Genomic DNA, 12301 nt, shown 5'->3' on the forward strand with positions numbered 1-12301 from the left:
ACCGGGCGCGCCGGCGGCCTCCGCCCGAACGCCCGCCGCCCTCGGGGGCCGCCCCCGCGCGGGACGGGGCCGGCCGTGTTCGGGCGACCGGTACTCCGGAGGGGAATCCCGCCTTCCCGCGCCGGCCGACCGCGCCCGCCTGCGGAGCGCCCGTCTCCTGCGCCGGCGGCCACGTGATCGCCGAGATCGCGGCCGACCTGCGGGGCGGCGAGGCCGCCGCCGGGATGCTCCTATGGATGTCAGGCGTGCGGGCCCACAGAGATCGGGCCGACGGTGAGTTCGGGGCGGGCACCGAGGACCGCGCCCACCCGCTCCACCTGCTCGTCGAGCTCGGCCCGCCGGGCGGCGGAGAGCGGCTCCAGCGGCTCCACCGTGATCCGCACCCTGCGGCCGGACAGGCGCTGGTGCCACACGCCCGCGACGGTTCCGTCGATGAGCAGCAGCGGGTAGTTGCCCGCCTGGCCCCGGGCGAGCGCGCGCTCGTAGGCCCGCCCCGGGAAGATCCGCTCCCGCGGGTGGCCGCCCACGCCGTAGGCGTCGAAGTAGGGCAGCAGGCGCAGGCCGCGCGCCGGGGCGTCCGCGGGGGCGGTGTCGCCCGCCGCCACCCAGGCGGTGGCGCCCTCCACGTCGACCGGCTGCACCGCGTCGGCGTTCCGCTCGAACAGCCCGGCGGCCCAGGTGACCGGGGCCGCCAGCCAGCGGGCGAAGGACTGCGGGGTCGCCGGCCCGTAGGCGCGCAGGTAGCCGGTGAGGAGCCGGGTCAGCGCCTGCTCGGCGGGGAGGGGGCGGAACCCGGGCAGCAGCCGCCGGGGCGAGGTGTGGGTGACCTTCCGGCCGCGCGGCGCGCCGAAGCAGAGCACCCCCTGGTGCGCGGCGAGGTGGGTGGCCGCCCTCCACCGCGGCCAGGCGCCCTGGAAGGCCTCCACCACCGGGTCGCCCGCCCAGGGGCCGGTCCGCTCGACGATCGCCTCGGTCAGCTCGTCGGTGGTGAGCTCGGCGCCGGACAGCGCGTCGTCGATCGCCGCCAGCACCTGCCCGGTCCGCTCGTCGCTGAGGTAGGCGCGCGGGCCGCCGTTGCCGGACCCGGCGGGCAGCGCGGACAGCGCCCCCGTCCACATCGGCAGGTCGCGGGCGGGGAGCAGGTGCACGGTGCCGCGCGGGCCGTAGGTCTTGACCAGGGTGTGCTCGGCCAGCAGCGCGGCGCGCACGTCCTGCCGGGTGGCGCCGTCCAGCCGCAGCGCCACCGAGACCTCGCCGGCCGACTGGATCTGGGCGTGCGCCCCGGACATCGCCGCCACCGCGTCGGCGGGCGCCGCCCCCGCGGGCCGGGCTCCCAGGCCGTGCCGCTCCACCCGGCGGTCGATCGCCTGGCGCCAGGTCATCCGGGCGGCGCGCGCCGGGGCGCCGAGGGGCGCGGAGGCAGAGGGCATGGGGGCTCCCGAGGGTCCGGCGGCTCCGTCCCGGGCCGCGTGGACCGCCAGGATAGGTGCGGTCGAGGACGGCACCGGTCCTCAATGGGCGGAGCCGCCGCGCTCCCCGGCCGGGTCCGGTTCGGCGGGGGCCGCCGACCACCTGCGCACCGCCAGCTCGGTGCCGAGGTAGAGCAGCACCCCGCCCGCGATGCACAGCGGGGCGAAGTAGGCCGGCAGCGACCCGGCCGACCCGAGCAGGCGGCCGGCGCCGATCTCGAACAGGCTCCACCCGGCGGCGCCGGCCGCGGCGTGCGGGGCGACCTCCCGGTAGCCGGCCCCGGAGGCCCCGGCCAGCCGCGGGGCGAGGGTGCGCAGGAACGGCACGAACCGCCCGATCAGCACCGCGCGCGGACCGTGCCTGCGGAACAGCGCGGCCACCCGGTCCCAGTGCCGGGCGGGGATGCGGCGGCCGGCCCGGGAGGCCCGCAGCCGCGGCCCCAGCACCCGGCCGCTCCGCACCGCCAGCGCGTCGCCGGCCGCGGCGGCGCAGAACGCGGTGGCGAGCAGCACGGGGAGGGAGACCGTCCCGCCCGCGGAGAGCACCCCGGAGCCGACCATCACCACCGCGGAGGGCAGCACGATCCCGGGGAGGAAGGCGGTCTCGGCGAACACCACCGCGGCCAGGACCGCGTACACGCCCGCGGGCGGCAGGGCCGCGAGGTCGGCGGCGTTCACCGGATGCGGCCCGCGGTCTCGGAGGGGGCCCCGCGGAGGATCGTCATGTGCAGCTCTTCGAGTTCGGGGCTGGGGTCCATGCCCATGTCGGTGCGGAGCCGGGTGGCGACCTCCCGGTAGGCGTCCAGCGCCTCCACCCGGCGGCCGCTGCGGTACAGGGCCAGCACCAGATGCTGCCAGAACCTCTCGTGGTAGGGGTATTCGCGGGTCAGCGAGCGCAGCTCGGCGACCAGGTCGCCGTGGCGCCCCAGGGCCAGGGCGGCCTCGTTGTAGCGGTCCAGGGCGCGGATGCGCTCCTCCTCGATCCGCCCGGCGACGGCGCTGCGGAACCGGTCGGAGCCGAGGCCGGGCAGGACCGGGCCGCGCCACAGCGACAGCGCCTCGCGCAGCCAGGCGGCGCCGGACTCCAGGTCGCCGCCGTCCAGCACGCGCCGGGCCCGCTCCGCCTTGTCCCGGAAGACCAGCAGGTCGAGCTGGTCGGCGACGAGCGCGATGGAGTAGCCGCCGCCGGAGCCGCGGACGATCCCGGCCGCGCCGGCCCCGCACCGGTGCAGCGACTGCCGCAGCCGGGTGAGGTGGGTGTAGAGCGCGGCCCTCGGGTTGTGCGGGCCGTCCCCGTTCCAGAGGAGGGAGGCCAGCTCGTCGGCGGGCAGCGCTCTGTGCGGGTTGGCCAGCAGGACGCCGAGCAGGGTGCGCTGCTTCCCGGCGGGGAGGCGCAGCGGACCGGACTCCGCCTGGGCCTCCAGCGGACCGAGAATCCGGAAGACCGGTTTGGCATGCATGGCTTCTCCCTTTTCCGCTCCGGGGCGGTGCGGCCCGGAACGGAGTAGTGGGACGGGGATCGGCAGGATCGGTGCGGGGTGCCGGAGGATTTCGCCGCCCGGGCGGGCGCACCCGCCGGCGACTTTCAGTTTACTCTTCGCGACTCTCCGTGGGATCGATCGGGGTGAAAGTCGAAAAAGTCGAGAATGTGCGCCCGAGGGAAACGGGGCGGAGTGCGGGCCCGCTCTCCGGAGGCGCCCGGCCGCCGACTATGCCGGGGTTCGCGAGGCTTGCCCGAGGTGGAGGAGGGATGTCCGGAGTCGGGGGTCGCGGAGCTTGCGGCCGTCAGCGGTCCGGCCGGTCGGAATGGCGGGCGGCCACCGGTCCGGACCTGCGAGAAATGAAAGAGAAAGGTCACTGAAAGTGAGTGTGCTCTAACGTGGTGCTCGGTCGCCCCAGGGGAAATCGGAAAAGAGCGCGCCCCGCCCGACGGGCGGGACGGGAAAGGCGGACATGCCGGCAAAGGAACCGACCCTTTATGAGGGCGTCGAGGTAATTCGCCGAGTCCAGCAGCTGATGGTCATCTGCTCACTTCTCCCGAACGACGGAAGGCTGCGCGAAGTCCTCCGGGCCGCACTCGACCTCCCCGGCGAACCCGTCCTGGCCCGCACGCCCCCCGTCCCCGACCTCCACCCGCACCGGCTCAAGGGGTGGCTGGAGTCCATCTGGCTCTCCGACTCCCTCACCCCGGAGGAGAAGGCGCTGGTCGACTGGCAGAGCGACAGCGACAACATGACCGCGGCGATGCGCGAACTCGACGAGGTGGAGCGGCTCATCGGAGCGCGCCTGGGCATCGCCCCGGACGACCGGGAGGGCCGCTGACCGGCCCCGCCACCGGAGCGGCGGGGCGCACCGCCCGCTGACCGCCCGGAGCCCCGCCCCGCTCCGCCCGCGGCGGGCCGCACGATCACGGGAACAGCCCGAACGGCGCCGGAGCCCCCTCCGGCCCCGCCCCTCCGGACCGACCCCCCTGCGGAGGCCGCCCCGCGGCCGATGAAACAGGAGCTCTCCGCCCGCTCCGGGCGGAGGACCCCGCCCCGGCGGGGTGCAGTCAACCCACGGCACCGGTGTCCGCACCACTGTCTCTATGGAGGTTCCCATGACCCAGTCCACCATCCTGCGCCAGGCCGCCGCCGACGCCGAGTTCCGCCGCATCCTGCTGGCGGACCCGTCCGCCTTCGGCATCCCGGCCGACTCCGTGCCCGCCTCCGTCGAGCAGCCCGACGCCGCCTCCCTCGAGTTCTGGACCAGGGGCCAGGGCGCGATGGAGACGGTCGCCTGCCGGACCAGCTGCAGCTGGGGCCCGATCACCGCGGTCTGCGACGGCTCCACCAAGCCCTAGCCGGCGAGGGCTCCACCGAGTAGCGCCGGGCCCCGGCGCGGCCGCCCCGGCCGCCTCCGCGGCCGGAACCCCGCCGGAGGCCCGGCCCCTCTTCCGCTTCCGCGCGCCCCGCCCGCACCGCCGGGCCGGGTGCGCCCCCTCCGCACCGCCCCCGAACCGGGAAACCGGAGACCATGCACCCCGACTTCCCCCTCGACATCGCCGTCCGCGCCGCCGGCCTCGATGAGAGGCTCGCCCTCGCCGAGCTGGTCCCGCCGCCCGGCACCGACCCCGACCCGCTCACCGCCTGGCGCACCTCCCGGGCCGCCGACCGCCTGGAGCGCCCCGGCCTCGACCGGGACGGCCTCGCCGCCGCGCTGCTCCGCTACCACGGGGCCACCGCCGATGCCGCCGTGCTCAGCGGCGCCGCCCGCACCGCCGTCGACCGGGCCCACTCCTCCTGGCTCCCCGCCTACCGGGCCGCGCTCGAAGGGCTCGACCGGGCCCGCCCCCGCTCCGCCGCCGCCCCCTGGCGCCGGGACGACGTCTACTACGGCCGCTCGGCCGCGGCCTGCGAACCGTTCCTCCTCGAACTCGGCGCCCGGGTGCGCGCGGCCCTGCGCCGGGCCCGGGAGACCCCCGGGGCCCCGGGCTTCGCCGACCGCATCGCCGAGGACTTCGAGGCCCACCTGCTGGACCGCTTCTCCCTGGCCCTGGCCTGGACCGTGCAGGCCGACACCGAGGTCCACCTGGCCGCGGGCGCCGCCGGCGGCGACTACGCCGGCCACCTGGACGCGCGCTTCGCCGACGCCGCCGCGCACCACGACTTCTACCGGGACTTCCCGGTGCTGGGCCGGTGGCTGGCCGAGAACACCCGCATGCTGGCGGAGGCCGCCGAGGAGCTCGTCCTCCGGCTGGTCCGCGACGCCGACCACATCGCCCGCACCCTCCTGGGCGCCTCCGCGATCGAGGAGTACCTCTCGATCGAGCCGGGCCGCTCCGACCACCACGCCGAGGCGCGCACCGTCGCCTTCGTCGAGGCCGCGGTCGACGGCGGCCGGACCGCCCGCTTCGTCCACAAGCCGCGCAGCGTCGACGCCGAGGCCGGGGCGCAGGCCCTGCTCCGCCGGCTGCGCGGCGACGGGGTCCTCGACTTCGCCACCCGGGCGGTGCTGCCCCGGTCCGGCCACGGCTACGAGGAGTTCATCCCCTCCGGCCGGAACACCGTCGGCTCCCTGCCCGAGGCCGAGGCCGTCTACCGGGAGCTCGGCGGCCACCTCGCCGCCTTCTACGTACTGGGCGGCGGCGACCTGCACTTCGAGAACGTCATCGTGGCCGACGGCCACGCGCACATCTGCGACTGCGAGACCATCCTGGCCGCCGCGCCGCCCGGCGCCGACGCCCCGATGGGCACCCTGCTCGACTCGGTCTTCTCCACCGGCCTGCTGGAGTGGCCCCGGGCCGAGCAGGCCGGCCCGGACGAACTCCGGATCAGCGGCTACTCCGGCGGCGAGGCCTATGAGATGCCCACCCCGGTGCCGCGGGTGGAGGAGGGCGGGTTCGGCCCGAAGGTCGCGCACCGCTCCGGGGTGCGGGTCGAGCCCCGCGCGGCCAACCGGGTCTTCCTCGGCGGGGAGCTGCTCCGGCCGCAGGACTTCACCGGCGCGATCACCGACGGCTTCCACCGGGTCTACGAGTGGTTCCGGCGCGACCCCGAGGCCTCCGCCGGCGCCGTCGCCGCCTGCTTCGCCGACGGCGACATCCGCTTCATCAACCGCTCGACCCAGGTGTTCGCGCAGCTCATCCAGGCCGCCCAGCACCCCCGGGCGCTCGCCGACCCGCTGGAGGTGGACGCGCTCTTCGAAGGGCTGCGCGCCTCGCCCCGGGCCTGGGACGGCGGCTCGGCGCTCGCCGAGCACGAGCCCGCCGCCCTGTGGCGGATGGACGTCCCGGTGGTCACCGTGCCCGCCGGCGGCCGCCGCTTCGTCTGCGACCACCGGGCCGGCACCGGGCTGCGCGCCGCGGCCTCGCCGGTCGAGCAGGCCTCTCGGCGCATCCGGGCGCTCTCCCCGCGCAACCGGGACCGCCAGGAGAGCTACATCAGGGCGGCCCTGTCCGGCGGCGGAGCCCCCGAGACCGCCGCCGCCCACCTGGAGTACGCGGTACGGCTGGGCCGCTGGCTCTGCCGGGCGCAGGCCGCTCCGGGCGCGGCCTCCCCGTGGCGCGCGGAGCACACCACCGCCGCGGGGCGGACCGAGGCCCCCGTCGACGGCGACCTGTACCTGGGCAGCGCCGGAATCGCGCTCTTCCTCGCCTACCTCGACCGGGCCGCGCCCGATCCGGCCTTCCGCGCCGCCGCCGAGCGCGCCGTCGACCACGCCGTGGCCGCCTGCGACACCACCAGGATCGGCGTGTTCACCGGGATCTCCGGTGCCGTCTACACCCTGGTCCACCTGTACCGGCTCTGGGGCGACCCGGGGCTGCTGGACACCGCCCGGCGCCTCGCCGCCCGGATCCCCGCCCTGCTCCCCGGCGACGCCGAGTGCGACGTGTTCGGCGGCGCGGCCGGGGCGGTCCCGGTGCTGCTCGCACTGGCCGACGCCGCCGGAGGCGACGGCGCCGACATCGCCCGGCTCTGCGGCGACCACCTGCTCTCCCGGGCCGAACCCGACGGCGACGCGCTGAGCTGGGCCCTCTCCGACGGCTCCGGCGGGCCCGCGCTCACCGGGTTCGCGCACGGCGCCGGCGGGATCGGCTGGGCCCTGATCGCCCTCGCCGCCCGGACCGGCCGGGAGGAGTACGCCGACGCCGGGCTGCGCGCCTTCGGCTACGAGTCCCGCCACTTCGACCGGACCGAGCAGGACTGGTACGACCTGCGCGAGATCCCGGCGAAGCGGATGAGCGCCGGCCGGCACTACGCCAACGCCTGGTGCAACGGCTCGGCCGGGATCGGACTGAGCCGGCTCGCCGCCTGGCGGCTGCTCGACGGCTCCGGCGCCGAGGAGACCGGCGTGCTGGTCGACGCCGAGCGGGCGCTCACCGCGACGCTGCGCAACTTCCCCCGGCTCAACAACGACTCGCTCTGCCACGGCCGGGCCGGCAACGCCGAACTCCCGCTCCGCTTCGGCGAGGTGCGCGGCGAGCCCGCGTTCCGGCTCGAGGCCGAGCTGCACGCGCACGACCTCTGGCGCGGCATCGACGCGCTGGAGACCTCCGGAGGCGACTTCTTCCCCGGGCTGATGCTGGGCCTGTCCGGGCTCGGCATGCACTTCCTCCGCCTGGCCGACCCCGCCTCCACCCCCTCCGTCCTGCTGCTCGACCCGCCCGCGCCGGCGGCCGCCGACTGAAAGGAAACCTCCCCATGTCCGTGGACGTCTGCACGGAGTTCCTCAAGGACGCCTCCTCCTCGCCCGAGCTGCAGAGGCGGATGCGCACCATGACCGGCCTGCGGGAGATCGTCCGGCTGGGCGACCGCAACGGCTACGCCTTCGACGAGCAGGACCTGATCACCGCCTCCTCGGTCTACCGCCCGGAGGAGGGCGACGCGGTGCCCTCCTCCCTCTCCTCGGCCACCGCCGCCCCGCCGCCCGCCGAGACCTCCTTCCTGCACTACGAGTACGCCATCGCCGACCTGCCCGGCTTCGAAGAGGTCGCCGAGCTGCTGCCGCGGCTGAAGATCAGGCCGCCGTCGGTGGACGCCGAGGCGTTCCGCGCCGGGCACCGGGAGGACGACCGGCTCTCCATGGAGTACTCCCCCACCGGCACGGACTACGCCCGCTGGCGGGCCCGGCTGCCCGAGGAGGACGCGGCGCGCCGCGCCTTCCACCTGGTCAACCTGGACGAGCACGTCGACCACCCGGGCTACGACGACTACCTGGACGCCAAGGCCGGGGTGCTCGCCGCACTCGACCGGGCCTTCGGCTCGGAGGTGCGGTTCTCCGGCAGCATGTGGTACCCGCCCGGCGCCTACCGGCTCTGGCACACCAACGAGAACCAGCCCGGGTGGCGGATGTACATCATCGACTTCGACGCCCCGTTCGAGGGCCCCGGCGCGACGTCGTTCTTCCGCTACCGGGCCCCCGGCACCGGCGAGCTGGTCACCCTCCCCGAGCGGCCCGGACTGGTCCGCTTCTTCCGGGTGGAGCAGGAGCCGGAGCGGCTGTTCTGGCACTGCATCGGCAACCCCACCCCGCGCGACCGGTGGAGCTTCGGGTTCGTCGTGCCCGACGACTGGGCCGCGCGGTTCGCCATGGCGGCCGGGCGGGGAGCGTGACCGAGGCGGCGATCCGGGCGGCCGGCGTGCACAAGACCTACCGCGGCCGCGGCGGCACCGCCGCGGTCCGCGGCATCGACCTCCGCGTCCGCCAGGGCGAGGTGTTCGGCTTCCTCGGCCCCAACGGCGCCGGGAAGACCACCACGGTGGCGATGATGTGCACGCTGACCGCCCCCACCCGGGGGCGGATCGAGGTCGCCGGGCACGACACGGTCGCCGCGGCGCACCGGGTGCGCCGCGCCATCGGGGTGATCTTCCAGGAGAGCACCCTGGACGGCGAGCTCACCGCCGAGGAGAACCTGCGCTTCCACGGCGAGCTGTACGCTCTGCCCGGCGCCGCGGCCACCGCGCGCAGCCGCGAGCTGCTCGGCCTGGTCGGGCTGGCGGACCGCGGCGGCGGGCTGGTGCGCGCCTTCTCCGGCGGCATGCGGCGCCGGCTGGAGATCGCCCGCGGGCTGATGCACCGCCCCCGGGTGCTCTTCCTCGACGAGCCCACGGTGGGCCTGGACCCCAACTCCCGGATCGGGGTCTGGGAGCACCTGCGCGAGGTCCGCGCGCGCGAGGACACCACGCTCTTCCTCACCACGCACTACCTCGAAGAGGCCGAGGAGTGCGACCGGATCGCGATCATGGACGCCGGCCGCATCGTCGCCGAGGGCACCCCCGCCGGGCTCAAGACCGCCGTCGGCTCCGACCGGATCGAGCTGCGCACGGGGGACGACCGGGCCGCCGCGCGGGCGCTCCGCGACCGGCTGGGGGTGGAGGCCGAGACCCCGGCCGCCGGCGGGGTGCTGGTGCGCAGCGGGGACGGCGCCGCCCTGGTGCCGCGGCTCTGCGCGGCCCTGGACGTGCAGGTGCACGCCGTCACCGTCACCAGGCCCAGCCTGGACGAGGTGTTCCTGCACCACACCGGGCACCGGATCCGCTCCGACGGCGCCGGGGAGCGGCCCGCCGAACCCGCCGGGACGGCGCGGTGATGCCGGCGGCGGTCCGGGCGGCGGCCGAGGCCCGCGCCGGGCGGATGGTCTGGCACCGGGAGATGCTGCACTTCGCCCGGGACCCGGCGCGCACCGTGATGTCCCTGTTCCATCCGCTGCTCTTCCTGTGCATCCTCGGCGTCGGGCTGTCCGGGCTGGTGCCCGGGGAGGGGTACGCGGCCTTCCTGTTCCCCGGGGTGCTGGTGATGGCGGCGCAGACGCCGGCGATCAGTGTCGGGGTGTCGATCGTCTGGGACCGCCAGATGGGCTTCCTGCGCGAGATGCTGGTGGCGCCGGTGGCCCGCAGCACCCTGGTCGCGGGGAAGTGCCTGGGCGGGGCGACCATGGCGACCTGCACCGGCGGCATCGTCCTGGTGTTCGCCGGGGTGGCCGGCCTGCCCTACGATCCGCTGCTGTTCGCCCTGCTCCTGGCCCAGCTGGCGCTGGCCTCGCTGGCCATGACCGCGCTGGCCTCGCTGGTGGCGGTGGCCGCGCGCCGCGCGCAGACCTGCAACACCGTGCTCGGCGTGCTGGTGACCCCGATGGTGTTCCTGTCCGGGATGATGTTCCCGGTCAGCGCGATGCCGCCGTGGATGGCCGCGGCCGCCATGGCCAACCCGCTGACCTACGTCCTGGACGCGATGCGCCGGACCGTCGCCGCGGCCTCCCCCGGGCACGCCGCCTCGCCCCTGTTCGAGCCGCTCACCCTGGGCGCCCGGCAGCTCCCCGTCGCCCTGGAGATGCTGCTGGTCGCCGGGTTCGCCCTGGCGGCCCTCGCCGCCGCCGGCGCCTGCTTCTCCCGGCGCGACGAGTAGCCCGGCCCCGCACCGGCCCCCTCGACCACGGCCTCGAACGCCGCATCGCCGGCGCCCTTTCCCGCCCGACCGCCCCTTTCGGCCCTCCCGGCCGCCGACCCCCTGCGGAGCACCGATGATCAGCGACACCCTCACCGTCGTCCGGGAGTTCTGCCGGTCGCCGGTGCACACCGGGGCGCTCTCCCCCAGTTCGCGGCGGCTCGCCGAGGCGGTGACGGTGGTGGTGCCCGGTACCGGGGAGCCGGTGGTGGTCGAGCTCGGGCCGGGCACCGGCCCGTTCACCGGGGCGATCCAGCGCCGACTGGGCGGCCGGGGCCGGCATCTGGCGGTGGAGATCAACCCGAGGTTCGCCGAAGTCGTCTCGGCCCGCTTCCCCGGCGCGGAGGTGGTGCGCCGAGACGCGGCGGAACTCCGCGGCCTGCTGGAGGAGCGCGGAATCGGCGGCGCCGACGCCGTGGTCAGCGGCCTGCCCTGGGCGGTCTTCACCCCGCGGGCGCAGCGCTCCATCCTGTCCGCGGTCGCCGCCTCCCTGGCGCCGGGCGGCGCGTTCACCACCTTCACCTACGAGCACGCCCGCCCGCTGCCCGCGGCGATCCGGTTCCGTAGGCTGCTCGGCGCCGTCTTCGAGGAGGTGGTGACCGGCCGCACCGTCTGGGCCAACCTCCCCCCTGCCGTGGTCTACCACGCCCGCCGCCCCCGCCCCACCCGCGACTGACCGCACCGCGCCGCCTGCTCGGACGCCGGGGAAGACGGCACACGCCCGGGGCGGGGCGTGGATCATGGGTCCATGGCGAGCGCACCCGATGCGGCCACCGCCCACGCCTGGAAGGCGCTCGGCGGGGCCGCGGACCTGGCGGCGAAGGTCTCCTACCGGGGAGCGGGCGCAGTGCTCCCCGCCGTGCTGCCGGTGCGGGAACTCGCGCGTGCGGCGGTCGGGGCGTGCTCCCTCGCCGCTACCGAGCTGCTGGCCGCGCGGAACGGGGCACCGTCACCGGGACGGAGGTGGACGAGGGAGCCGTGGCCACCGCCTTCACAAGCGAGCGGCACCTGCTGGCGGACGGCCGCGAACCGACCCCGTTCGCGCCGCTGTCAGGTTTCTGGAGGACCGCCGACGGACGGGTCCGCACCCACGCGAACTACCCGCACCACCGCGCCCGGCGGCCGGGGCGTGCCCGCCGCGGCCGATCCACCGGCCCCGGCGGGGCATCGGGACAACGCCCGCCTTCAGGTCATTCCGCCGCAGAGGGGGCCAGAGCGCGCATCGTGTGATCGATGAGCGCTCGGATCTCGGCGGAGCTCTGCAGGTCGCCCTGGTGCAGCAGGAGGCGGTAGTAGATGGGGCCGTACAGCAGCTCCAGGGCCAGGTCCGCATCGGCGTCCGGGCTGATCTGGCCGGCCTCGCGGGCCTTGGCCAGGCGGGCCAGGCCGTCGTCGGTGCGCGGCTGGAAGAGCGTCTCCTTCAGGCCGTGCGCGAGGTCGGCGTCGTGGTGGGTGTCGGCGATCAGGCCGATCAGCGCGCGGCTGAAGCGGGGATCGCCCAGCAGGTCGCGGAGGAGGCCTTCCATCTGCGTCTGCAGGTCCGCGCGCAGGTCCCCGGTGTCGGGGAAGTCGGCGGCGGGGGCGGCGGCCTCGTCGAGGGCCTCCAGGACGACCGCTCCCTTCGAGGGCCACCAGCGGTAGATCGTCTTCTTGCTGACCCCGGCCCGGGCGGCGATGGCCTCCACCGTCACCGGCCCGTAGCCCTGCTCTGCGCACAGGTCCAAGGAGGCGTCGAGGATCGCGCGGCGGCTCTTCTCGCTGCGCCGCTGGGGGTCGGGCTGCCTGGGTTCGGGTCGATCGGGCATGCGCCCACTCTACAGGAAACGACACGGGTCGTGTTGACAAGAGGTGATGCGGGCGTGCAGGCTTCCCTGCGAACGGCGACACGACACGTGTCGTTGCCTGTG

The 12301-nt window shown here is 76.1% G+C and carries 11 protein-coding genes and 1 pseudogene; 8 read left to right on the forward strand and 4 right to left on the reverse strand.

The genetic code is table 11. From position 1 onward, the window contains the following. Positions 1–239 precede the first annotated feature (239 nt). The 3 genes from J0910_RS16135 to J0910_RS16145 all read right to left on the reverse strand — a co-directional run bounded on the left by J0910_RS16135 (position 240) and on the right by J0910_RS16145 (position 2929). Positions 240–1430: a winged helix DNA-binding domain-containing protein gene (locus J0910_RS16135; RefSeq protein WP_420159339.1), complete on the reverse strand. Its 1191-nt coding sequence runs from the start codon at positions 1428–1430 to the stop codon at positions 240–242. 81 nt (positions 1431–1511) lie between these two features. Next, positions 1512–2147, reverse strand: coding sequence for a DedA family protein (locus J0910_RS16140; protein ID WP_420159340.1), 636 nt, complete (start codon positions 2145–2147; stop codon positions 1512–1514). After that, on the reverse strand, positions 2144–2929 hold the full coding sequence (locus tag J0910_RS16145; RefSeq protein ID WP_420159341.1) for an AfsR/SARP family transcriptional regulator: 786 nt from the start codon (positions 2927–2929) through the stop codon (positions 2144–2146). The genes J0910_RS16140 and J0910_RS16145 overlap by 4 nt, the downstream gene beginning before the upstream one ends. Before the next feature lie 493 nt (positions 2930–3422). Here J0910_RS16145 and J0910_RS16150 point away from each other — a divergent pair, with 493 nt between their 5' ends. From J0910_RS16150 to J0910_RS16185, 8 genes and pseudogenes are all read left to right on the forward strand, one after another. Then, the gene (locus J0910_RS16150; protein WP_420159342.1) at positions 3423–3791 is read left to right on the forward strand and encodes a DurN family substrate-assisted peptide maturase; all 369 of its coding nucleotides are present in this window, start codon (positions 3423–3425) and stop codon (positions 3789–3791) included. 277 nt (positions 3792–4068) lie between these two features. Continuing rightward, positions 4069–4311 carry a cinnamycin family lantibiotic gene (locus J0910_RS16155; protein WP_420159343.1) on the forward strand — a complete coding sequence of 81 codons (243 nt, stop codon included), beginning with the start codon at positions 4069–4071 and terminating at the stop codon, positions 4309–4311. Between the two features lie 173 nt (positions 4312–4484). After that, positions 4485–7637 carry a type 2 lanthipeptide synthetase LanM family protein gene (locus tag J0910_RS16160; protein ID WP_420159344.1) on the forward strand — a complete coding sequence of 1051 codons (3153 nt, stop codon included), beginning with the start codon at positions 4485–4487 and terminating at the stop codon, positions 7635–7637. Between the two features lie 14 nt (positions 7638–7651). Beyond that, positions 7652–8563, forward strand: coding sequence for a Nif11-like leader peptide family natural product precursor (locus J0910_RS16165; protein ID WP_420159345.1), 912 nt, complete (start codon positions 7652–7654; stop codon positions 8561–8563). After that, the gene (locus tag J0910_RS16170; protein ID WP_420159346.1) at positions 8560–9540 is read left to right on the forward strand and encodes an ABC transporter ATP-binding protein; all 981 of its coding nucleotides are present in this window, start codon (positions 8560–8562) and stop codon (positions 9538–9540) included. Before J0910_RS16165 ends, J0910_RS16170 begins: the two co-directional genes overlap by 4 nt. After that, positions 9540–10355 (forward strand): ABC transporter permease, encoded by an 816-nt coding sequence (locus J0910_RS16175; RefSeq protein WP_420159347.1) that lies wholly within the window; start codon positions 9540–9542, stop codon positions 10353–10355. Before J0910_RS16170 ends, J0910_RS16175 begins: the two co-directional genes overlap by 1 nt. Positions 10356–10470: 115 nt before the next feature. Further along, positions 10471–11070 carry a class I SAM-dependent methyltransferase gene (locus J0910_RS16180; protein WP_420159348.1) on the forward strand — a complete coding sequence of 200 codons (600 nt, stop codon included), beginning with the start codon at positions 10471–10473 and terminating at the stop codon, positions 11068–11070. Between the two features lie 72 nt (positions 11071–11142). Further along, positions 11143–11513, forward strand: a pseudogene (locus J0910_RS16185) (CoA transferase); the annotation flags it as partial. Between the two features lie 71 nt (positions 11514–11584). On the opposite strand, the gene J0910_RS16190 reads toward J0910_RS16185, so the two are convergent. Continuing rightward, positions 11585–12199, reverse strand: a complete 615-nt coding sequence (locus J0910_RS16190) for a TetR/AcrR family transcriptional regulator (RefSeq protein WP_420159349.1) — start codon at positions 12197–12199, stop codon at positions 11585–11587. Positions 12200–12301: the final 102 nt, after the last annotated feature.

Source organism: Nocardiopsis oceanisediminis (genome assembly GCF_048595525.1).
GTDB lineage: Bacteria > Actinomycetota > Actinomycetes > Streptosporangiales > Streptosporangiaceae > Nocardiopsis_A > Nocardiopsis_A oceanisediminis.